Origin of the sequence: Stappia indica, from assembly GCF_009789575.1 — a bacterium.
GTDB lineage: Bacteria > Pseudomonadota > Alphaproteobacteria > Rhizobiales > Stappiaceae > Stappia > Stappia indica_A.
Map to the genome: position 1 here is coordinate 4,102,104 of NZ_CP046908.1, position 22,385 is coordinate 4,124,488.

Genomic DNA, 22,385 nt, shown 5'->3' on the forward strand with positions numbered 1-22,385 from the left:
GCATTTGGAGAACGGCATGACGACGAACAGGCAAGGCTGGCACCCCGAGACGACCCTGGTGCATAGCGGAACGACACGCTCCCCCTATGGCGAGACGTCCGAGGCGATGTACCTGACCCAGGGCTTCGTCTACGCAACGGCCGAGGCGGCCGAGGCGCGGTTCAACGGCGACGATCCCGGCTTCGTCTATTCGCGCTATGCCAACCCGACCGTCGCGATGTTCGAGAACCGCATCGCCGCCCTGGAAGGGGCGGAGGCCGCCCGCGCCACGGCGAGCGGCATGGCCGCCGTCAACCTGGCGCTGATGGCCTGCTGCAAGGCGGGCGACCACGTGGTCGCGGCCAAGGCGCTGTTCGGCTCGTGCCGCTACATCGTCGAGACCCTGCTGCCGCGCTTCGGCGTGTCCTCGACGCTGGTCGACGGCACCGACCTCGACGCCTGGCGCGCCGCCATCCGCCCGGAGACGGTCGCCTGCTTCCTGGAAAGCCCGACCAACCCGACGCTGGAGGTGATCGACATCGCCGCCGTCGCCGAGATGGCCCATGCGGTCGGGGCGAAGCTGATCGTCGACAACGTCTTCGCCACGCCGATCTGGCAGTCGCCGCTGGCGCTGGGCGCCGACATCGTCGTCTATTCCGCCACCAAGCATATCGACGGCCAGGGCCGGTGCCTGGGCGGCGTGGTGCTGGGCACCGAGGAGTGGATCGCCGATGAGGTGATGCCCTTCATGAAGCATACCGGCCCGTCGATGAGCCCGTTCAACGCCTGGGTGATGCTGAAGGGGCTGGAGACGCTGGCCCTGCGCGTGGAGCGCCAGACCCGCACCGCCTCGCGGCTGGCCGACGTGCTGGCCGAGCATCCGGCGGTGGCGCGGCTGATCTATCCCGGCCGGGCCGACCATCCGCAGGCCGAGGTGGTGCGCCGCCAGATGAAGGCCGGCTCGACCATGCTGGCGCTGGAGCTGAAAGGCGGCAAGGTTGCCGCCTTCCGCGCCTCCAACGCGCTCAAGATCGTCAAGATGTCCAACAATCTCGGCGATGCCAGGAGCCTCATCACCCATCCGGCGACGACGACGCACCAGTCGGTCGCCGAAGAGGCGAGGCTGGAGCTGGGCATCACCGACGGGCTGCTGCGCCTGTCGGTCGGCCTGGAGCACGAGGACGACCTCGCCGCCGACCTGCTGACCGCGCTGGACATGGCGCTTGATGTGGGCCAAGGCGCTTAAAGCAGCCGCGCCACCATGACGAGACGCGCGGTCGCCGAGACCGCGCAGACCGCCGCGAAGGCCCAGGCGATGGGCGCGAAGGCGGCCGGAAACAGGCAGAAGGCGAGGAAGACGGCGATCGTCTCCGCGCCCTCCGCCAGCCCGCCGAGATAGTAGAGCGACTTGGCCCCTTGCGCGCTGGTCGCAAGCCCGCGCTTTTCCGCCATGATGGCAAAGCCGAGGAAGCTCGCCCCGTTCATGTAGAAGCCGAGCAGCAGCGCGCTGGCCGCCAGCGCGTTGGCGGCCGGATCTGCCAGCGCGAAGGCGAAGGGGATCGCCCCGTAGAAGAAGAAATCCAGCACGATGTCGAGATAGCCGCCGCGATCCGTGCGGGCGCGCGCACGCGCCACCGCCCCGTCGAGCCCGTCGGCCAGCCGGTTGGCGAGGATCAGCAGCGCGGCCAGCAGCGGGGCATGCCAGCAGATGGCCAGCGCCGCGGCGAGGCCGCAGGCAAAGCCGGCGAGCGTCACCGTATCGGCCTTGACCCCGGCCGCGGCAAGACGCCGGCCGGCGGCATTGAGCACCGGGTCGATGAGCGGCCGCAGGCGTGCGTCGAACATGGGTGGTTCCTTCGGCGGGCAGGACAGCCCGCCTCCAAGGCAATGCCGCGGACGGCTCCTGCGCGCAAGCGGCACGGCGGTAAAATCCGCCTCACGGATCGGCGATCCGGCGCCCGCGCAAGGGGCTGGAAATACGGGCGAACCGGATTAGATTGCGGAAACACCGGCGAGAGCCCGGTGCGTCGGCGGCGGGGCCGCGACGGCAGACGAGGCGGAAGGACAGGCATGTACCGGGCGGTGACGCGCGATATCCAGGTGACGGTCGAACCGCACTATCTCGCGGACGAATCCAGCCCGGACGACAGCCGCTTCGTGTGGGCCTATTCGGTCGACATCGTCAATCTCGGCCTCGACACGGTGCGCCTGCGCGCCCGCCACTGGCGCATCGTCGATGCGCTCGGCCGGCTGGAGGAGGTGCGGGGCCTCGGCGTCGTCGGCGAGCAGCCGGTGCTCGCGCCCGGCGAGCGGTTCGAATACACCTCCGGCTGCCCCTTGCGCACCAGCTCCGGCATGATGGAGGGCAGCTACGAGATGGAGACGGTGGAGGGCGAGCGCTTCGACATCGCCATCCCGGCCTTCTCACTCGACATTCCCGGCACAGCGCGCAGCATCAACTGACCGCCGGCCTCCCGCGAGGTGGGCGCCGGACGCAGATCTGCCTTGCCGGTGCCGCCCTTGAACCGGGCGCGGGAGGAAGTATATCAAGGCCTCGAGGACGACCTCACCCGGCGGCGGCACGCTTCGCATCCGGGCAGTTCGGCCGGGACGACCCGGTTTGCAAAACCGGGAGTTTCCCATGCGCTCGACCCTCGACCGCCTTCGCCACGCCCTTGCCTTCGAGATCATCGGCCTTGCCATCATCACGCCGCTCGGCGCGCTCCTGTTCGGCCTTGCGCTGGCCGACATGGGCGTGATCGGCATCGCCGCTGCGACCCTCGCGACGGTGTGGACCTACATCTACAATCTCGGCTTCGACCATGCGCTGATGGCCCTGCGCGGCGACACGGCCAAGAGCCTGCGCCTGCGCGTCGCCCATGCGCTGCTGTTCGAGCTCGGTCTCCTGGTGATCCTGGTGCCGCCGATCGCCTGGTACCTGGACATCGGCCTCGTCGAGGCGCTGGTGATGGATGCGGCGCTGGCGCTGTTCTACGTGGTCTACGCCTTCGTCTTCAACCTGGCCTACGACACGGTGTTTCCGGTGCCGCGCCCGGCCCTGCAGGACGGGTAGGACACGCAGGGCACACGCGCGGGCAGCGGCTTTCATCGACCATCGACATGTATTTGCGGCGGCAGGGCGATAACCTGCCGCCGTTTTTCGTTGAAGGGACGAGACGAACCGCATTCTGTAAACGTCGCATCAATAGTACAAAGGTTATGTGTGATCTCTTCGACAGACGAATCGTCGATCGTCTGTTAACGTGCTTTAACCTTTACGGGGTTTTCGGGAGGCGGTGCGGTGTCCAACGAGGCGGGTACCGGTTGAGGGGGACGGGATGCGCAACACGGTGAGAGATCCCGGCGCCTTGGCACTGCCGCCGTCGCAGCTGCATCTGCTTGCCTACCGATCGACCTTCGAAACCGCTTCCGTCCGCATCCTGGTCTGCGACCGCAAGCTAATCGTGCGCGACGTCAATCCTGCCTTGCTGGAGACGGAAGGGCTCGACAGGAGCGCCTTTGTCGGTCGCCCCCTGTCCGAGGTGATGGGCAAGGCGGTGTACGAGCGCCGGCTGCCGCAGGTCGAGGCCGCGCTGGCGGGCCAGGCGCAGACCACGGTGGAATGGGGCCTGCGCCGTGCCACCCGCGGCCAGCTGCTGCGCATCCGCCACGAGCCGGTGCGCGACGAGGCCGGCCAGGTGATCGGCGTGCTGCTGACCATGGAGGACCGCACCGACCTGCACGAGCTGGAACAGCGCGTGTCGATGCAGGACGAGGTGATCCGCCAGACCTCCGACGCGCTGGCCGTGGTCGACCGCGCGTTCAACTTCCTTTGGGCCAATCCCGCCTATGCGATGATCTGGAACCGCCTGCCTGAGGAAGTCGTGGGCGTGCCGGTGCCCGACGTCATCGGCATGGACGGGTTCGAGGAACGGGTGCTGCCGCACCTGACCCGCTGCTTCGCCGGCGAGGTGGTGCAATACGAGCTCGTCAAGCGCCGCGCGGACGGCGAGGAAACCCACTTTTCCGTGCGGCTGGAGCCGCTGAACGACGACGACGACATCCTGATCGGCGCCATCGTCAACATGCGCGACGTCACCGAGACGGCGCAGCTCGACCGCCGCATGCGCCGCCAGGCCCTGCTGGACACGCTGACGGAACTGGCCAACCGCCACGCGCTGGAAAGCGAGATCGGCCGGCGCATCGAGCTGTGCGCCGAGCAGAGCGGCGGCTGCGAGGAGTGCCGCACGGCGCTGCTGCTGGTCGATCTCGACGACTTCAAGGTGGTCAACGACCTGGCCGGACACACGGCGGGCGATGCGCTGCTGCGCCAGGTGGCGAGCCTGCTGAAGAGCCTCGATCCGAACGCCTTCGTCGCGCGCCTGGGCGGCGACGAGTTCGCGCTGGTCGTCGACATCGCCGACGAGGCGGGGGCGGCTGCGCTGGGCGAGCGGGTGGTCCATTCGATCGAGGCGGTCGGGTTCTCTTGGAACGGCGAGCTGTTTTCCATCGGCGCCAGCGTCGGTATCGCGCTGCTCGACCGGGAAGCCTTCGCCGCCTCGACGCCGACCGCGCAGGACGTGCTGAACTGGGCCGACCGCGCCTGCCTCGTTGCCAAGGAAAAGGGCGGCGCGCGCCTGTCGGTGTTCCATCCCGACGACGACGAGATGCGTGCGCGCTTCGAAGAAATCGGCAATTTCCAGGTGGTGCAGAACGCGCTGCAGCACGACCGTTTCGAACTGTTCGTGATGCCGGTCGCCCCGGTCGACGACACCAGCCGGCCCTGGCACGAAGTGCTGCTGCGGGTGATCTCGGAGGACGGGCGGCCGCTGCCGCCGGCCGGGTTCATCGCCGCCGCCGAACGCCACGGGCTGATGAACCGGGTCGACCGCTGGGTGGTGGAGACCGTGCTGCAGCGCCTGCCGGAGCTGCCGGCCGACGCGCATCTGTCGATCAACCTGTCGGGCCAGTCGGTCGGCGACCCGATCTTCTGCGACTTTCTTCTTTCGGCCCTGGATGCGGCCGCCGTCGCCCCGGGCCGGCTCGCCTTCGAGATCACCGAGACTTCGGCCGTGCGCTCGATGGAGACGGCACTGGAGCTGATCGCCGGCCTCAAGGCGCGGGGCGTCGGCGTGGTGCTCGACGATTTCGGCTCGGGCCTGTCGTCCTTCGGCTACCTGCGCCGCTTCGACGTCGACATGCTGAAGATCGACGGCAACATCATCGGCAATGTGCGCGAGGACAAGGTGCAGCAGACCATCGTCGCCGGCATCGTCGCCGTGGCCGAGGTCATGCAGGTTCGTGTCGTAGCGGAATATGTGGAGGACCGGGAGACGCTGGAGGTCTTGCGCGGGCTCGGCGTCAGTCTCGTCCAGGGGTTTTATATCGGAAGGCCGGTTTCGTGGGGGGACGTCTTCGGAAGATGAGGGTCTGTTACTTTCCCAACTGCGACAAAGATGCCCCCTATGGTAGAGGTTAGACGGACCGATCGCGCCAGGCGAGCTGGCCGGTGCGGTTCGGGACCGGAAACCCGACGGGGAAGGCTGAAATGGCATATGGACCCCGTGGCATGAGCGGCAGCGGCTTCGACAGCCTTGCGAAGATGACCGAGCTTCCGGTGGAGGAAAGCCGGGAGACGCATCCGAAAGCGCAGGCCGGCAGCGACGACTGGCCGATCTCCGTCGACCGCGAAGTCGTGCGGTCCGCGGTCATCGAGATGAACCGCGCCGGCATGTTCGTGTGCGACCGCGACTACCGGATCTGGGATGTCGACGGGGCCTTCCTGGACATGGAGAACCTGGACCGCGAGGAGGTCATCGGCCGGCGGGTTGCCGAGATCGTCGGCCCGCGCGTCTTCTCCCTGCGAAAGCCGTATATCGACAATGCCTTTGCCGGCCAGGCCTGCCGCCTGCGCGTGCAGGGCGTGCGCGCACGCATGGTCGGGCGCCTGTTCGAGGTGGCCATCCAGCCGGTCTCCGCACCCGGCGGCGAGGTCGCCTGCGTCGTGGTGTCCGTGCGCGACGTCAGCCAGTTCGAGGCGATGACCGAGCGGCTGTCGATGCACGAGGAAATCGTGCGCCAGACCACCGACCGGATTTCGGTGATCGGCACGGACTTCCGCTACAAGTTCACCAATGCCGCCAATGCCGCCTTTTACGGCATGCAGCCGGAAGAGTTCCGCGGCATGCATGTCAGCGAACTCATCGGCAACGAGCGGTTCGACAGACGCGCGCGCGACTATTTCCTGCGCTGCTTTGCGGGGGCGTCGGTCGAGTACGAGCACGATCTCGTCGCCCCGGCCGGGGAAACGCGCTACCTGCGCGTGCGGATGGATCCGTATCGCGACGCCGACGGCACGATCTCCGCCGCCATCGTGGTGATGCGCGACATCACGGCGGCGAGCCTGATGGAAAAGGAGCTGCGTCGGCAGGCCCGCGAGGACGCGCTGACCGGGCTTGCCAACCGGCACGCGCTGCAGGCCGAGCTGGAAGACGTGATCGCCCGCGCCACCTCCGGCGGCGAGAAGGCGGCGCTCCTGACCATCGACCTCGACGACTTCAAGATCGTCAACGACATTTCCGGCCATGTCGGGGGCGATGCGCTGCTGTGCCAGATCGCCGGCGTGCTGAAGAGCCGCGAGGCGGACGAGCGGGTGCGCTGCGCCCGGCTCGGCGGCGACGAATTCGCCGTGGTGCTGCATGGCGCGGACGCGAAGGAGGCGCTGGCCTTCGGCAACCGGCTGGTCCACGACCTTGCCGCCATGCGCTTTGTCTGGGGCGGCATCACCCACGCCGTCGCCGCCAGCGTCGGCATCGCCCTGATCGAGCCATACGCGGAAGGCGGCCTGCCGCTGACCTGCTTCGAACTGCTGAACCGCGCCGACCGCGCCTGCCTGTACGGCAAGGAGATCGGCGGCGCGCGGGCCGTGGTGTTCCGCCCCGACGCGGAGGAGATGATCGCCCGCCAGATGGATGTCGGCAATGTCCGGATCATCTCGGACGCGGCCGAGCACGAGCGGTTCCAGCTCCATACGATGCCGATCCTGCCGGTCGACGGGCGCAGCCCGCCGATCCGCGAAGTGTTGCTGCGCGTGATCGACGAGGACGGGCGGGTGCTGGCGCCGGCCGCGCTGATCGGCTCGGCCGAGCGGCACGGCCTGATGCCGCGCATCGACCGCTGGGTGGTCTCGACCGTGCTCGCCAATGTCGACAAGGTGGAGGCCGGCACGCGGCTGTCCATCAACCTGTCGGGCCTGTCTGTCGGCGATCCGGACTTCAAGGATTTCCTGCTCTGCGCCCTCGACCGGCACCCGGACGCGGCACCGCGCCTGTGCTTCGAGATCACCGAGACGGCGGCGGTCCGGAGCCTGGCCACCGCCCAGGCGCTGACCGGCGAGCTGCGCCGGCGCGGTTGCGGCGTCATTCTCGACGACTTCGGCTCGGGCCTGTCGTCCTTTGCCTATCTGCGCCATTTCCAGGTCGATGCGCTGAAGATCGACGGCGCGATCATCGGCGATGTCGTCCATGACGGCTTTCAGCAGACGGTGGTTGCCGGGCTGGTGGCCATCGCCGCCAAGCTGGGCGTCGGCGTCATCGCCGAATATGTCGAGACGGCGGAAATGCAGACGATGCTGCGCGACCTCGGGGTGACGCAGGTGCAGGGCTTCCACGTCGGCCGGCCGACGCCCTGGGTCGGCTACGGCCTGGCGGACTGAAAGCGAAGGACGGCAAGGGGAGGACGGGCGCGGCAAGGCGCCCGCCGTCAGTTGATGCGGTAGCGGGCCTGGGCGCCGCGCTCGATCGCCGCGACCGTCAGCTTGTCGAGGCCGAGCGCATCGCGCAGCAGCTGCAGCACGCGCAGCTCCTCCTGGGCCACCGCCACGTCGGCGATGGCGATCTCCACACCCAGCGCATAGGCGGTGTCGCGATAGGTCGGCGGCACGCTGGCGGCGATCACCGCGAAGGTGTTGGCCATGCCGTTCTCGGCCTGGAGGCGCTCGCCGCAATCCTGCGACACGGCCACGATGCGCTCCTGGTCGAAGCTGGCGAAGACCGGCAGCGTCTTGATGATCTCGCCGATGGAGTGCAGTTCCTTGTCGGTCATGCTGCTGTCGGAGGCCGACACCATCACCATCACATAGATCAGGGCTTCCTGGAGGCTGACGCGTTCGCTCATCGGATCTGCGGACCTTTCTTGACCTTCCCGTTGGCGGTTGCCGTTTCCCCTAGCGGCATGCGGCGGCGAGCGCAAGGTGCCCATGGTCGCACGGCGCCGGGTGTGGCGATTTTTTGCGATGCGAAGGTTCCGTTCCGCCGGGAAACGCTCTAGTGTCGCGCGCCGGTCGGCCCGCGCCCGCGCGCCGTGCCGGCCGGTTTTGCGAATACCCCAATCCCGAAACACAAGACAAAGACAACGGTCCGCACATGACCACAGCTTCGCTGCCCGAACTCGATCTTTCCCCTGCCGTCGTCGAGGCCGCCCGGACCTCGAAGGCCTGGCCGTTCGAGGAGGCGCGCAAGCTGCTGAAACGCGTGGAGAAGGCGAAGATCGACCGCCCGGTGCTGTTCGAGACCGGCTACGGCCCCTCGGGCCTGCCGCATATCGGCACCTTCGGCGAGGTCGCCCGCACCACCATGGTGCGCACCGCCTTCCGCCTGCTGAGCGAGGACCGCATCCCGACCCGGCTGCTGTGCTTCTCCGACGACATGGACGGCATGCGCAAGATCCCGGAAAACGTGCCGGACCGCGCCGCGCTGGAGCCGTATCTGCACATGCCGCTGACGGCGGTGCCGAACCCGTTCGGCGGGGACTACGACAGCTTCGGCGCCCACAACAACGCCATGCTGCGCCGCTTCCTCGACCATTTCGGCTTCGAATACGAGTTCGCCAGCGCCACCGACTATTACAAGTCGGGCCGCTTCGACGCGATCCTGATCAAGGCCGCCGAGAAGTACCAGGAGATCATGGACGTGATGCTGCCGACGCTGGGCGAGGAGCGGCAGGCGACCTATTCGCCCTTCCTGCCGATCTCGCCGATCTCGGGGCGCGTGCTCTACGTGCCGATGAAGGCGGTCGACGCGAAGGCCGGCACCATCACCTTCGAGGACGAGGACGGCAGCGACGTGACGCTCCCCGTCACCGGCGGCAACGTCAAGCTGCAGTGGAAGCCGGACTTCGGCGCCCGCTGGGCGGCGCTCGACGTCGACTTCGAGATGTTCGGCAAGGACCACCTGACCAACCAGCCGATCTACGACCGGATCTGCGAGGTGCTGGGCGGCACCCCGCCGGAGCATTTCGTCTACGAGCTGTTCCTCGACGAGGTGGGCCAGAAGATCTCCAAGTCGAAGGGCAACGGCCTGACCATCGACGAGTGGCTGACCTATGCCTCGCCGGAAAGCCTGGCGCTCTACATGTTCACCAAGCCGAAGACCGCCAAGAAGCTCTATTTCGACATCATCCCCAAGGCGGTCGACGAGTATTTCGCCTTCGCCGAGAAGTATTCCTCGATGCCGGTGGAGCAGCAGCTCGCCAATCCGGCCTGGCACATCCATTCCGGTAACCCGCCGAAGGTGGAGGTGCCGATCTCCTTCACCATGCTGCTGAACCTCGTCTCCGCCTCCAACGCGGAGAACAAGGACGTGCTGTGGGCGTTCATCTTGCGCCATGTGCCGGGGGTGACGCCGCAAAGCCACCCCAAGCTCGACGAGCTGGTCGGCTACGCGATCCGCTATTTCGAGGATTTCGTGAAGCCGGCCAAGGTGTTCCACGCACCGGACGAGGTCGAGCTGGAGGCCTTGAGGGCGCTGGACGAAAAGCTCGCCAGCCTGCCCGAGGGCGCGGACGGATCGGCGATCCAGGATGCGGTGCTGGATGTCGCCCGCGCCATCGAGCGCTACCAGGACCCGAACAAGAAGAGCCCGGACGGCGGGCCGGGCGTCTCCGTCGCGTGGTTCTCGGCGCTCTACAAGCTGCTGCTGGGCCAGGAGAAGGGCCCGCGCTTCGGCTCCTTCGTGGCGCTCTACGGCATCCCGGAGACCCGGGCGCTGATCGCCAAGGCGATTTCCGGCGAGCTCGTCTCCGCCGGCTGAGCGGCAAAGACCATCAGAAAGAAAACGGGCCGCCCCTTGGGCGGCCCGTTCGCGTTTGGCGGCAATGGCGCGCGAGCGTCAGGCGGCGCGCACGGTCTGCAGGAACTCGGCCATGCGCGAGCGCAGGACCTCCGACTGCTGCGCCAGCTCGCTGGCGGAGGAGAGCACCTGCGCCGAGGCGGAGCTCGCCTCCTGCGCGGCCTGGGTGACGCCGACGATGTTGGAGGTCACTTCGCCCGCCCCTTGCGAGGCCTGCTGGACGTTGCGCGCGACCTCGGTCGTGGTGTTGCCCTGTTCGCCGACCGCCGCGAAGATCGCCGCCGAGATGTTGGACATGTCGTCGATCGTGCGGCCGATGCCGGAGATCGCCTCGCTCGCCTCCAGGGTCGAGCTCTGCATCGACTTGATCTGCGCGGAGATCTCGGCGGTTGCCTTGGCGGTCTGCTCGGCGAGCCCCTTGACCTCGTTGGCGACCACGGCGAAGCCGCGGCCGGCATCGCCCGCGCGCGCCGCCTCGATGGTGGCGTTGAGGGCGAGCAGGTTGGTCTTCTCGGCGATCTCGTCGATCAGGCTGATGATGGCGCCGATCTGGTCGGCATTGGTGCGCAGCTCGCCCATCCGGTCGGTGGTGCGCGTCGCCTCGGAGACGGCGCGGCCGGCAACCTCGCGCGACTGCTCGGCCTGGCGGCCGATCTCGCCGGCCGAACTGGCGAGCTCCTCTACCGCCGAGGCGACGGTCTGCACGTTCACCGCCGCCTGCTCGGCCGCCGCTGCAACGGACGCCGACTGCGAGCTGGTCTCCTCGGCGGAGGCGGTGAGCGTGCCGGCCGCGGCCTGCAGCTCGGTCGCCGCCGACGAGACGATGTTGACGATCTCGCCGACCGCATTCTCGAAGTCGTCGGCCATCCGGTTCATCTCGACGCGGCGCTGCGCGGCGAGCTTGCGGTCGCTCTCGATCTTCTCCTCGGCCTCCTGGCGCGCTTCCTCGGCCAGCTTGACCTTGAAGGCCTCGACCGCCTGGGCGATCTCGCCGACCTCGTCCCTGCGCTCGCGGCCTTCGATCTCGATGTCGAACTCGCCGCCGGCCAGGCGCTGCACCATCGCCACCAGGCGGCGCAGCGGATCGGCGATGCCGAACTTGGCGATGGCGAAGCCGACGCCGATACCGAGAAGAATGCCGACGACGGTGACGATCATCAGCAGCCGCGAGCTGGCCTCGTACTGGGCCGTCGCCTCGTCCTTCAGCTCGCCGACCCGGTTCTCCAGGTCGCGTGCGACGTCGCCGAGGATCCGGCGCAGCTCATCGCCGCGCTGTACGCTCTGCTGCAGCTGCTCGCGGAGCTGGGCCGTGGCGGCGGTCATCTCGAAGTTCTCGACGCGCTGGGCGGCGGCGATGGTCTGCTCGACACCGCCGAGATAGGCTTCCCATTCGGCCGCAACCTGCTCCGCGCCGGCGAGGATGTCGCCCGTCGCGGCCGCGCGTACCCGGTCCAGCCGGTCGGCGAAGCGGGTGCGCTCCGCATCGATCAGCGCACGGATGCGCGCAACGGATTCAGGGCGGGGGTCGGTGCCGAGCTGGACTTCGGCGCGGCCGATGGCCAGGACGTTGGTCCCGAGCGAGGCGAAGAGGCGCGCATTGGTCGCCTGCCGGTCCATGCGCTCGCTGGAGGCATTCATCTCGTCCATGCCGGAGATGGCGATATAGCTCAACCCGCCTGCAATGGCGCCGAGAAACCCGATGACGATGAGGATCTTGGTGATGATCTTCATATTTGCCAGAAACGGCATGATGTTCTCCTGTCTTGATCGCCCGAAAGGGCAATGGTTTCGGCCTTCCGGCGCTGCCTTCCCCTGGAGATTCGCCTGATTGTTCGTGTCAGAACCTGAATTTTGCTACGGAGATTCGCTGTTACGCTTGTTGATTTGGCGCAAACTGGCGAGGTATTGGCGTTTTTTGATGTTGTTGATATCGAGTTTTCGAATGTGTTTATGAATGTCAGGTTAATTGTCTGAAAATTCCGCAAGGTACGATGATAGCGATGTCGTTGCCGAACTCAGAATTCATAGGAGTGAGTGATCTTCACAATAATGACGCTAGGTAACTCAGCATATTTCTGGGGAAATTTTGACGAGATAGTGATCCAACGTACGCAGTCTATCGTATCGCGCGGGTTTCCTTGAAATTACTTGCAGATGAACGAAAAAGGGCCGCCCGAGGGCGGCCCTTTGTCTGTTTGTGCTCGCCTCCGGCGCGTGCCGGGGACTGTGGAGGCGGCTGCAGGGCCTGCTTCAGGCGGTGCGGACCTTCTCGAGGAACTGCGACATCTGCATGCGCAGGTTCGAGGACTGCTCGGCCAGCTCGTTGGCCGAGGACAGAACCTGGGCCGAAGCGGAGCTGGCCTCCTGCGCGGCCTGGGTGACGCCGCCGATATTGTCCGTCACTTCCTGCGTGCCCTGAGCGGTCTGCTGGATGTTGCGGGCGACCTCGGACGTCGTGCTGGTCTGCTCGCCGATGGCGCCGAAGATCGCGTCGGCGATCGAGTTCATGTCGCGGATGGTCTCGCCGATGGAGGCGATGGCCTCGCCCGCCTCGGTGGTCGAGCTCTGCATCGACTTGATCTGGCCCGAGATCTCGGCGGTTGCCTTGGCGGTCTGCTCGGCAAGCCCCTTGACCTCGTTGGCGACGACCGCGAACCCGCGGCCCGCCTCGCCGGCCCGCGCCGCCTCGATGGTGGCATTGAGGGCGAGGAGATTGGTCTTCTCGGCGATCTCGTCGATCAGGCTGATGATCGCGCCGATCTTGTCGGCGTTCTCTCGCAGGTTCCGCATCCGCACATTCGTGCGCTCGGCTTCTTCCACCGCCCGCACCGCAACGTTCTTGGACTGGTGGGCCTGGCGCCCGATCTCGGTCGCCGAGCTCGACAGTTCCTCGATCGAGGCAGCGATGGTCTGCACGTTCATCGCCGCCTGCTGGGCGGCGCTGGCAACGGACGCGGACTGGGAGCTGGTCTCCTCGGCGCTGGAGGTGAGGGTGGCGGCCGCCGCCTGCAGCTCGGTCGAGGCGGAGGAGACGACGGTGACGATCTCGCCCACCGCGCCCTCGAAATCGTCGGCCATGCGGATCATCTCGGCCTTGCGCTCTGCGGCGGCCTTGAGGTCGCGCTCGATCTTGGCCTCGGCCTCGCGCCGGGCTTCCTCCGCCAGCTTGACCTTGAAGGCCTCGACGGCCTGGGCGATCTCGCCGACCTCGTCCTTGCGATCGCGCCCGGCCACCTCGATGTCGAAATGGCCATCGGCCAACTGGCGGACGCTGCCCATCAGCGCGCGGATCGGATTGACGATGCCGAAGCGGGTGAGCAGGAAGCCGACGAAGACGCCGCCGAGAATGCCGGCGATCGCCAGCGTGATCATGCTGGTCTCGCTCTGGCGGTAGGCGGCGTTGGCTTCCTGCTCCAGCCGCTCGACCTCTTTGGTCAACCTGGCGGACAGGTCCACGAAGGACTGGCGCACGGTCTGGCTCGCCTCAAGCGTGCGATCCATCGACTCGCTGAGGATGGCGGACTGTTCGGCCGTGCGGTTGGCCCCCATCGAGGTGACCAGGTCGACATCTTCATCGACTTCGCTCTGGAACTTATCCCAACGGGCCTGGATCCGGTCGAGCTCGGCGATGATCCAGCCGGAATCGCCGGCGCGGACTTCGGAGATGCCTTTGGCGAAGTCCTCGCGTTCGCGGACGATCGACTGGCTCGCTTCCTTGAGCGTGGCGGGGCGCGGATCGGCCGCCATCCGGTAGTTCTCGCGGCTGATGGCCATCAGGTTGGCGCTCAACTGGGCGATGAGCCGTGAATTGGTGGCCTGTGAGGACATGCGCGCGCTCGCACTGTCCATCACGGTCATGGCGGAAATCGCCTGATAGGTCAGGGCGCCGGCAATCGCGCTGAGCAGGGCGATGACCAGAAGGATCTTGTAGAGGATTCGGATGTTGGAAAGCCGCAGCATGGGGGGCTCGCAGAGTTCGAGATCGATTGGGGTGGGCGCAGCGGGAGCTTGAATTCGGCAATATATCGAATTTTTTACTTGTATGTTTTCGAATATTGCAGTTTTTCTGGCATTCAAACCCGTATCCGGGCGCGCTGTTTCGTGCAAGTTTTCCGATTTTTCTCGGATACAACTTGATCGCGCTCATTTGTTTAATTTTCTGTTAAAAATTGCTTGCCTCTACACAAAAATCCCGAATTGGCGCCATTTCTGCAAATATCGATTGATTCTTGATTTGAAAAATTTCAACGAATACTTGTGACGGGAAGGGTGGTCTTTCCATGACTTGGCGGGTTTGCATCAAAATCGAACGGCCGTCAGGGGGTGCAAGCAGGTGGCGGAGAGAGTATCTCCTGCCCGAACTACTTGGAAGTGCCGGGGTTTGAGTCCGGTTCTGGCCCCGATTTTTTGCAGCGTCAAAGGGCCTCGTGATTTTTACTGAAATGGCCTTGCGGCCGTGCGGGTGCCGCAGCGTTCGCAAGACGCGATCTGCTTGGCGAGAAAATGACCCCGGCCCGGCGTCAGTCGGTGTTGCCGGGATGCCAGGGCGTATCCGTGATTTCCACCGGCGGAAGGTCGAGCGACAGGGAGCGGGCGGGGGTCGCATCCGCTTCGGGGGCCTGACCGGCGCCTGCGCCGGCTTGCCCGGGAGCGCCGGCCGGCAGCGACGGCGAAACGCCTTCCGCCGTGTCGGCGTCTTGCGTGCCATCGTCGGCGAACGAGGGGAAGGGAGAGAGCGGTGCGGGCCCGTCGAGCTGCCAGATGCCGCGGCGCGCCTCGCGGGCGGCCTCCGCCGAGGCGAGAAGATCCTCGCCCGCGCCTTCGCCGGGGCGGGCCCAGCCCTGCGCCACCATCCAGGCGGCGAGATCCGTGCCCTGCTTGCGGCACTGCGCGAGCACCACGCCGGCGGGCGTGTCCTGCATGTCCTGGCAGGTGACCGCGTGCCGGCGGACGAGGCCGCGCAAGGCCGTGCGCGCCCGCATGCCGCAGGGCCAGGTGCCGCCGAGCCGCGAAGGGCACGTCTCCGCCGGCCCCGGCGCGTCGATGCCGGCAAGGCGGATGGTCAGCTGTTTGGTGCGGAAGCTGCCGGCATCGATGACCAGCGGCTGGTGGAAGGTGATCTCGCTGGGGATCTCGCGCTCGGGAAGCTTCGGCAGCTGCGCGGCGACCCGCTTCAGCGGCCCGGAGATGCGCGGCGGCGGCAGGATGTCGGACGGCGTGACGTTGCGGATGGTGGACGGGTCCGGCGCATCGGGCAGCTGCACCGCGGCGGGCGGGGGAGGGGCGGCCGGCACGGGCTCTGGTGCGGACGCAGGCAGCTTGCCTGCGCCCGTGCTGTCCTCGGCGACCGCCACCGTTGCGGACGGGGCCGGCGGCGTGGGTGCCGGGCTACCGGGGCTGCCGCCTGCGACCAGGGCCCTCAGCATCCCGTCGCTGCCATAGTCGGCCGCGGCTGCGAGCGCGCCGGCGATCAGCACTGCGATGAGGAAAGTGCGTCCCATATCCGTTTCCGTTTGCCGTTTTCGTTTGCCGTTCCGGTGCCGCGTGATCCTACTGGCTCGCCCAGATGATCCGCGCCATCCAGGCGACCTCGGCGGCGGCCAGCCGCTCGGGCGAGGCCTGCGCATCCAGCGGCGACAGCTCGATGCGGCCGCGCAGGCGCCGGGCGAAGATGCGCGCCCTGAGCTCGCCCGAGGCAAGGCGCAGCGCCACCCGGTCGCCGCGCTGGATCGGCCGCTTCGGCGAGATGACGATGATGTCGCCCTCCCGGTAGAAGGGCAGCATGTCCCCCCCGGTGACACGGATGGCGCAGTCCTCGCAAGGGATCTCTGCAAGGCCCGCCTGCCCGCCATCGGCCTGTTCGCCACCTGCCTGACCGCTCCTGGCAAGTACGGCCGGCAGGTCGCCGTCGTGGAAAAAGCCGCCCGCTGCCGCAGGGGCGCCGGTGGCGGAGCTGAGCTGCGGCAGCGGCAGGCGGTCGCTGTCGGCCAGGTCGGCGGACACGGCATCCGGGTCCGGCCCGTTGACCAGCGCGACGAAGTCGGCAAGGTCGGAGCGGGTGGCCCCGAGGATCTTGGCGATCGATTCCATCGACGGCCAGCGCGGCCGGCCGTCGGCAGCCGTGCGCTTCGATGGATTGAATGTGGTGGGGTCGAGCCCTGCACGCCGGGCAAGGCCGGAGGGCGTCAGCCCGTTGCGACGGGCAAGCAGGTCGATGGCCGACCAGACGGTTTCGTGCGAAAGCATGGTTTGGCTCCGCTGCCGCCTGCCAGGGAACGGCCCTGGCCGGGCGGCCTGTTGCTGAGGCCGCCGCGGGGGCGGCCGGACGCCGGGGGCGGCCTGTGGCCGCCCGTCCCGCGCTTCCTGTCCGGGTTATCCCCGTTACGGGTATATATTCCTAATGGCAGTCGAGTGCCAGTCTGGCCCGGCAACCAGCTGCCCGCTTTGCGGGCCGATTGCCCGTCTCTTGCCCTTGTCTGGCCGGCCCGCAGCCTGTAATCCGGCGCGCAAGCCTTCTTCACGCACAGGGACGGGCCGCCTCATGACGTTGATCTACAAGATTTCTCCGGGCAAGGACTGGCAACAGGCCGAGGCGCGGGGGCGGTTTTCCGGTGCGCCGGTGGACCTTGCCGACGGGTTCATCCATTTTTCCACCGCCGAGCAGTTGCGCGAGACCGCGGCAAAGCACTTCGCCGGGCAGGACGGACTTGTCCTCGTCGCGGTGGAGGCCGAGGCGCTGGGCGAGGGCCTGAAATGGGAACCCTCGCGCGGCGGGGCGCTGTTCCCGCATCTGTACGGCGAGCTGGAGATGTCGGCGGTGCGCTGGGTGCGCGAGCTGCCGTTGGGAGCAGGCGGCGCCCACCTCTTCCCGGAGGCGCTGTGATGTTCTCCTCCGCCTTCGACGCGCTCGCCCGCAAGGCCCTCTTTTCGCTCGATGCGGAGACCGCCCACGGGCTGACCGTCAAGGCGCTGGCGAGCGGCCTGACGCCGGCCTGCAAGGTGCCGCAGGACGGGCGGCTGGCGGTGACGCTCAGTGATCTCGCCTTCCCCAATCCGCTCGGCATGGCCGCCGGTTTCGACAAGAACGGCGAGGTGCCCGACGCGCTGCTGGGGCTCGGTTTCGGCTTCACCGAGATCGGCACCGTGACGCCGCTGGCCCAGGCCGGCAATCCGCGCCCGCGCGTCTTCCGCCTGCCTGCGGATCGGGGCGTCGTCAATCGCCTCGGCTTCAACAACGAGGGCCATGCGGCGCTGCGCGCGCGGCTTGCGGCGCGGCGCCATCGCGGCGGCATCGTCGGGGTAAATGTCGGGGCCAACAAGGACGCGGCCGACCGCATCGCCGACTATGTGGCCGGCATCGAGGCCTTCGCGGATCTCGCTTCCTATTTCGCGGTCAACATCTCCTCGCCGAACACGCCGGGCCTGCGCGACCTGCAGGCGCGCGCGGCGCTGAAGGAGCTGCTCGGCCGGGTGATGGAGGCGCGGGAAGCGGCTGCCTCCCGCCACGGGCGTTCGGTGCCGGTGCTGCTGAAGATCGCGCCGGACATGGACGAGGCGGGGCTCGACGACATCGCCGCCGAGGTGCTGGCCGCCGGCATCGAGGGGCTGATCGTCTCCAACACGACGCTGGCGCGCGGCGGCCTTACCGACCGCAAGGGCGCGGCCGAGGCCGGCGGGTTGTCGGGGCGGCCGCTGTTCCGCCGCTCCACCATCGCGCTTGCCCGCATGCGGCTGCGGGTCGGTCCGCGCCTGCCCATCGTCGGCGTCGGCGGCATCGACAGCGGCGAGGCGGCCTGGACCAAGATCACGGCCGGCGCCAGCCTGCTGCAGCTCTATACCGGCCTTGTCTACGAGGGGCCGGGGCTGGTCGGCCGCATCCTGACGCATCTGTCCGCCTGCCTCGACCGGCACGGGCTCGCCGACCTTAGCGAGGCGAGCGGCCGCAACGCGGAAGCCTGGGCCAAGGCCGATCCGGACGGGCAGGGGAACGTCTGAGGCGCCTTCAATAGGCGCTGGCGACGTCGCCGAGCTCCACGTAGACGGACTTCACCTGGCTGTAATGCTCGATGGCGGCGTGGCCGTTCTCGCGGCCGATGCCGGACTTCTTGTAGCCGCCGAAGGGCATCTCGATCGGCGTCAGGTTGTAGGTGTTGATCCAGCAGGTGCCCGCATGCAGCGCGCCGATCACCCGGTGGGCGCGGGCGATGTCGCGGGTGAAGACGCCGGCGGCAAGCCCGAACTCGGTCGCATTGGCCCGCGCCACCGCTTCCTCCTCGCTCTCGAAGTCGAGCACGCACATGACGGGGCCGAAGATCTCCTCGCGGGCGATCGTCATGTGGTCGGCGACATCGGCAAAGACCGTCGGCTCGACGAACAGCCCGTCCGGGAAGCCCTGCACGGTGGCGCGGCCGCCGCCGCAGACGAGCCGCGCGCCCTCGGCCCGGCCCGCCTCGATATAGCCGAGCACCTTGTCGAGTTGGGCCTGCGAGACCAGCGGGCCGGTGTCGACGCTCTCGTCCATCGGGTCGCCGAGCCTGGCGCGCGCCGTGCGCTCGGCCAGCCGCTCGAGGAAGGCCTGCTTCAGCCCCTTCTGCACGAAGACGCGGGTGCCGTTCGAGCAGACCTGGCCGGAGGAGTAGAAATTGGCGTTGATCGCCGCCGACACCGCATTGTCGAGATGGGCGTCGTCGAAGACGATCAGCGGCGACTTGCCGCCGAGCTCCAGCGTCACGTGCTTGAGCGTGCGCGCGGCGATCTCGGCGACCCTGGTGCCGGTCGGGACCGAGCCGGTCAGCGAGACCTTGGCGACGTCCGGATGCTCGACCAGGTGCGCGCCGGTCTCGCCATAGCCCTGCACCACGTTGAAGACGCCGTCCGGCAGGCCGGCTTCCTTGAAGATTTCGGCCAGCTTGAGCGCGCTGAGCGGGGTCAGCTCCGACGGCTTGAACACGACTGCATTGCCGCAGGCGAGCGCGGGCGCCGCCTTCCAGCAGGCGATCTGGATGGGATAGTTCCAGGCGCCGATGGCTCCGACGACGCCGAGCGGCTCGCGCCGCGTATAGGCGAAGGAGCCGCCGAGATCGATGTGCTCGCCGGTCAGCGTCGCGGCAAGGCCGCCGTAATATTCGAGGCAATCGGCGCCGGAGGCCGCGTCCGCCACAAGCGTTTCCTGCAGCGGCTTGCCGGTGTCCAGGGTCTCCAGCTCGGAGAGCTCGCGGTTGCGCGCGCGCAGGAGATCGGCCGCCCGCCGCAGCACCCGCCCGCGCTCGGCCGCCGGGGTTGCTGCCCACACGCGAAAGCCGGAGCGGGCCGCGGCAACGGCGGCATTGACCGTCTCGGAGCCGGCCGAGCACAGCCGGGCGATCACTTCGCCAGTGGCCGGATAGCGGTTCTCGATCGGCCGCCCGTGCGGGTCTTCCTGGTAGCTGCCGTTGATGAAATGCGAAGCGGGGGGCTGGGCACGCATGAACTCTCTCCTGGCGGACACGAACCGGAACTTTACGAATGAGTGTGAGGCAAGTCTAAGGCGTTAGCGCTGCGCTGTCCGCCAGTTCGGATGGATCCACGGCTCCTTGTTGGAACGCGGCAGCGGCTCGCGCCCCATCACGTGGTCGGCGATCTTCTCCCCGACCATGATCGAGGGGGCATTGAGATTGCCGTTGGTGATCTGCGGGAAGATCGAACTGTCGGCAACGCGCAAGCTTTCCACCCCGATCACCCGGCCCTGCGGGTCGACCACCGCGAGCGGATCGTCCGCCGCGCCCATGCGGCAGGTGCCGCAAGGGTGGTAGGCGCTTTCGGCGTGTTCGCGGATGAAGTCGTCGAGCTCGGTGTCGGACTGGACGGCCTCGCCCGGCTGGATCTCGCGGCCGCGATAGGGGGCGAAGGCCTCCTGGCCGAAGATCTCCCGCGTCAGGCGGATGGCGGCGCGGAAGTCCTCCCAGTCCTCTGGGTGGGACATGTAGTTGAACAGGATCGAGGGATCGGCCATCGGGTCGGGCGAGGTCAGCGCCACGCGCCCGCGCGACCTGGAACGCATCGGCCCGACATGGGCCTGGAAGCCGTGGCCCTCCGCTGCCGCCTTGCCGTCGTAGCGCACGGCGAAGGGCAGGAAGTGGTACTGGATGTCCGGATACTCGATGCCGGCGCGCGAGCGGATGAAGGCGCAGGCCTCGAAATGGTTGGAGGCGCCGAGCCCGGTGCCGGTGAACAGCCACTGTGCGCCGATCATGGCCTTCGAGATCAGGTTCCAGTGCTTGTAGAGGGTGATCGGCTGGGTGCAGGCCTGCTGGATATAGAGCTCCAGGTGGTCCTGCAGGTTGGCGCCGACGCCCGGCCGGTTGGCGAGGACCGGCAGGCCGAGCGCGCTGAGCGCGGCGCCATCGCCGATCCCCGACAGCATCAGGATCTTCGGCGAGTTGATCGAGGAGGCAGCAAGGATCACCTCGGCCGAGGCGCTCACCCGCTCGAGGCGCCCGCCCCGCCGGAACTCGACGCCGGTGGCGCGCGTGCCCTCGAACAGCACGCGGGTGACGGTGACACCGGTGAACAGGTGGATGTTGGGCCGCTTCAGCGCCGGACGCAGATAGGCGTTGGCGGTGGACCAGCGCCGGCCCCGCCACACGGTCATCTCCATGTCGCCGAAGCCTTCCTGCTTCAGCCCGTTATAGTCCGGCGTCGTCTCGTAGCCGGCCTGGCGCCCGGCCTCGACGAAGGCGGCGTAGAGCGGGTTCCACCTGGTGCCGCGGGTGACATGCAGCGGGCCGGAGGTGCCGCGCACGCCTGTCTCGCCGCCATGGCTCGTCTCCATCCGCTCGAAATAGGGGGCGACATCGGCATGGGACCAGCCGGGCGCGCCCATCTCCTCCCAGGTGTCGAAGTCGCGCGCATGGCCGCGCACATAGACCATGCCGTTGATCGAGGAGGAGCCGCCGATGACGCGCCCGCGCGGGGTCGCCAGCCGGCGCCCGCCGAGATGCGGTTCCGGCTCGCTTTGATAGCCCCAGTCGTAGCGGGACATGTTCATCGGATAGCTGAGCGCGGCCGGCATCTGGATGAAGGGGCCGATATCCGTTCCGCCGGCCTCCAGCACCAGGACCTTGTTGGCCGGGTCTTCCGACAGGCGATAGGCGAGGGCGGCGCCGGCCGAGCCGGAGCCGACGACGATATGTGTCGCGTCCTGCATGGGTCTATCCGTTCCCCTTGTGTGCGGTGTCCGTTGCGGCCGGGGAGGGCGCGCCGAGCTGGCGCTCGACATAGTCCTCGACCCGGCGGATGGCGGTGCGCGGCTGCGGCGGGCCGTCCGCGAAGATGCGCTGCAGCCAGAGCCCGTCGATCATCGCCGCAGTGCCCTCGGCCGCATGGCGCGCCCGCTCGCCGGGAATGAGCGCGGCGAAGGCATGGGCGAGGTTGGAGACGAGCCGCCGGTGATAGATGCGCAGCAGGCGGCGGGTTTCCGCATCGGTGCGCGCCTGCAGGTAGAAGGCGAGCCAGGCCGAGATCAGCGCCGGCTGGAACTGGGTCGGCGCGAAGCTGGCCGAGATCATCGCCGAAATGCGCGCGCGCGGGCCCTCCGCGCCGGCCATCCGCTCGCGGGTCTCGCGCGACAGGTCGGTCAGCAGGAAGCGCATGGTGGCGTTGAGCAGCCCGGCCTTGGAGCCGAAATAGTGATGCGCCAGCCCGCCCGAGACGCCCGCGCGCCGGGCGATCTCGGCCATCGTCGCATCGCCGAATCCGCGCTCGTGGATCGTCGCGACGGTCGCGTCGATCAAGGCCTTGCGGCGATGGGTTTCCATTCCGATTCGCGGCATCTCCGCTCCGTTTCCAGCCCGCCCCGTTCGTCCTGAAGGTCGCGATCCGCTCCGCCCGAAGCCGGGCGGCATGTGCGGTCCTGTCCCTGGGATGCGCCGCCGGCCGAGGGGAGGCAGGCCGCCGGCGGCGGCCGCTGCAGCCGCTGCACTGGTCCCCGGCGGCAGCCCGTCCAGCAGCCTGTCCAACAGCCTGTCCACAGGGGGCGTGCTGCGCGGCGGATGCGCTTTCCGGTCGGTGTCAGCCGGCGCGCCTTGCTCTTCAAGGAATAATTTTGATTGGCCGTTCAATCAATGAAAAAACGAAAAATGCGCGGGGAATTGCGTATTCCGCTCAAAAATGTTTTGATGCGCATCGAAACGGGCAGGGAGGTCCGGTTCATTCGTGCCGGGCCCTGGCTGCCCGGCCGCAGCATCCGGCGAGCGCGTGCCGCGCCCCGATTGCCGCACCCCTGGCGACCCGTCGCCTCTG

Annotated in this window: 17 protein-coding genes; 8 read left to right on the forward strand and 9 right to left on the reverse strand. The window is 68.0% G+C overall.

What is annotated here, in order from left to right; genetic code table 11:
• The first annotated feature begins 16 nt into the window (after positions 1-16).
• Entirely contained in the window at positions 17-1,225 is a 1,209-nt protein-coding gene (locus tag GH266_RS19100) for an O-succinylhomoserine sulfhydrylase (RefSeq protein ID WP_158195244.1), read from the forward strand.
• On the opposite strand, the gene GH266_RS19105 is transcribed toward GH266_RS19100, so the two are convergent.
• Positions 1,222-1,824 carry a CDP-alcohol phosphatidyltransferase family protein gene (locus tag GH266_RS19105; RefSeq protein ID WP_158195245.1) on the reverse strand — a complete coding sequence of 201 codons (603 nt, stop codon included), beginning with the start codon at positions 1,822-1,824 and terminating at the stop codon, positions 1,222-1,224. The two genes, GH266_RS19100 and GH266_RS19105, sit on opposite strands and share 4 nt — an antisense overlap.
• Before the next feature lie 225 nt (positions 1,825-2,049).
• On the opposite strand from GH266_RS19105, the gene apaG reads away from it, so the two are divergent.
• From apaG to GH266_RS19125, 4 genes are all read left to right on the forward strand, one after another.
• A complete protein-coding gene (gene apaG, locus GH266_RS19110; RefSeq protein WP_158195246.1) occupies positions 2,050-2,442 on the forward strand; it encodes a Co2+/Mg2+ efflux protein ApaG in 393 nt (130 codons plus the stop codon).
• A 178-nt stretch (positions 2,443-2,620) separates the two neighbouring features.
• Complete coding sequence (locus GH266_RS19115; RefSeq protein ID WP_158195247.1) at positions 2,621-3,052, forward strand: PACE efflux transporter; 432 nt, start codon at positions 2,621-2,623, stop codon at positions 3,050-3,052.
• 295 nt (positions 3,053-3,347) lie between these two features.
• Positions 3,348-5,405, forward strand: a complete 2,058-nt coding sequence (locus GH266_RS19120; protein WP_158195248.1) for a putative bifunctional diguanylate cyclase/phosphodiesterase — start codon at positions 3,348-3,350, stop codon at positions 5,403-5,405.
• Positions 5,406-5,527: 122 nt separating this feature from the next.
• Positions 5,528-7,693, forward strand: coding sequence for a putative bifunctional diguanylate cyclase/phosphodiesterase (locus GH266_RS19125; protein ID WP_158195249.1), 2,166 nt, complete (start codon positions 5,528-5,530; stop codon positions 7,691-7,693).
• A gap of 47 nt (positions 7,694-7,740) precedes the next feature.
• Here the strand turns inward: GH266_RS19125 and GH266_RS19130 are convergent, their stop codons facing one another.
• Positions 7,741-8,154 carry a tellurite resistance TerB family protein gene (locus tag GH266_RS19130; RefSeq protein WP_244953720.1) on the reverse strand — a complete coding sequence of 138 codons (414 nt, stop codon included), beginning with the start codon at positions 8,152-8,154 and terminating at the stop codon, positions 7,741-7,743.
• 248 nt (positions 8,155-8,402) lie between these two features.
• Between GH266_RS19130 and GH266_RS19135 the strand changes: the two genes are divergently transcribed.
• The gene (locus tag GH266_RS19135; RefSeq protein ID WP_158195251.1) at positions 8,403-10,067 is read left to right on the forward strand and encodes a lysine--tRNA ligase; all 1,665 of its coding nucleotides are present in this window, start codon (positions 8,403-8,405) and stop codon (positions 10,065-10,067) included.
• A gap of 78 nt (positions 10,068-10,145) precedes the next feature.
• Here the strand turns inward: GH266_RS19135 and GH266_RS19140 are convergent, their stop codons facing one another.
• The 4 genes from GH266_RS19140 to GH266_RS19155 form a co-directional block, all read right to left on the reverse strand.
• The gene (locus GH266_RS19140) at positions 10,146-11,855 is read right to left on the reverse strand and encodes a methyl-accepting chemotaxis protein (RefSeq protein WP_158195252.1); all 1,710 of its coding nucleotides are present in this window, start codon (positions 11,853-11,855) and stop codon (positions 10,146-10,148) included.
• A 501-nt stretch (positions 11,856-12,356) separates the two neighbouring features.
• On the reverse strand, positions 12,357-14,066 hold the full coding sequence (locus tag GH266_RS19145; protein WP_158195253.1) for a methyl-accepting chemotaxis protein: 1,710 nt from the start codon (positions 14,064-14,066) through the stop codon (positions 12,357-12,359).
• A gap of 560 nt (positions 14,067-14,626) precedes the next feature.
• A complete protein-coding gene (locus tag GH266_RS19150; protein WP_158195254.1) occupies positions 14,627-15,607 on the reverse strand; it encodes a thermonuclease family protein in 981 nt (326 codons plus the stop codon).
• A 49-nt stretch (positions 15,608-15,656) separates the two neighbouring features.
• On the reverse strand, positions 15,657-16,352 hold the full coding sequence (locus tag GH266_RS19155) for a S24 family peptidase (RefSeq protein WP_158195255.1): 696 nt from the start codon (positions 16,350-16,352) through the stop codon (positions 15,657-15,659).
• A gap of 295 nt (positions 16,353-16,647) precedes the next feature.
• Here GH266_RS19155 and GH266_RS19160 point away from each other — a divergent pair, with 295 nt between their 5' ends.
• Together GH266_RS19160 and GH266_RS19165 are read left to right on the forward strand one after the other, a co-directional pair.
• The gene (locus GH266_RS19160) at positions 16,648-16,989 is read left to right on the forward strand and encodes a DUF952 domain-containing protein (RefSeq protein ID WP_158195256.1); all 342 of its coding nucleotides are present in this window, start codon (positions 16,648-16,650) and stop codon (positions 16,987-16,989) included.
• On the forward strand, positions 16,989-18,101 hold the full coding sequence (locus GH266_RS19165; RefSeq protein WP_158195257.1) for a quinone-dependent dihydroorotate dehydrogenase: 1,113 nt from the start codon (positions 16,989-16,991) through the stop codon (positions 18,099-18,101). The genes GH266_RS19160 and GH266_RS19165 overlap by 1 nt, the downstream gene beginning before the upstream one ends.
• Before the next feature lie 7 nt (positions 18,102-18,108).
• On the opposite strand, the gene betB is transcribed toward GH266_RS19165, so the two are convergent.
• The 3 genes from betB to betI all read right to left on the reverse strand — a co-directional run bounded on the left by betB (position 18,109) and on the right by betI (position 21,916).
• On the reverse strand, positions 18,109-19,572 hold the full coding sequence (betB, locus tag GH266_RS19170) for a betaine-aldehyde dehydrogenase (RefSeq protein WP_158195258.1): 1,464 nt from the start codon (positions 19,570-19,572) through the stop codon (positions 18,109-18,111).
• Between the two features lie 63 nt (positions 19,573-19,635).
• On the reverse strand, positions 19,636-21,291 hold the full coding sequence (betA, locus tag GH266_RS19175) for a choline dehydrogenase (RefSeq protein WP_158195259.1): 1,656 nt from the start codon (positions 21,289-21,291) through the stop codon (positions 19,636-19,638).
• 4 nt (positions 21,292-21,295) lie between these two features.
• Complete coding sequence (gene betI / locus GH266_RS19180) at positions 21,296-21,916, reverse strand: transcriptional regulator BetI (protein WP_158195260.1); 621 nt, start codon at positions 21,914-21,916, stop codon at positions 21,296-21,298.
• Positions 21,917-22,385: the final 469 nt, after the last annotated feature.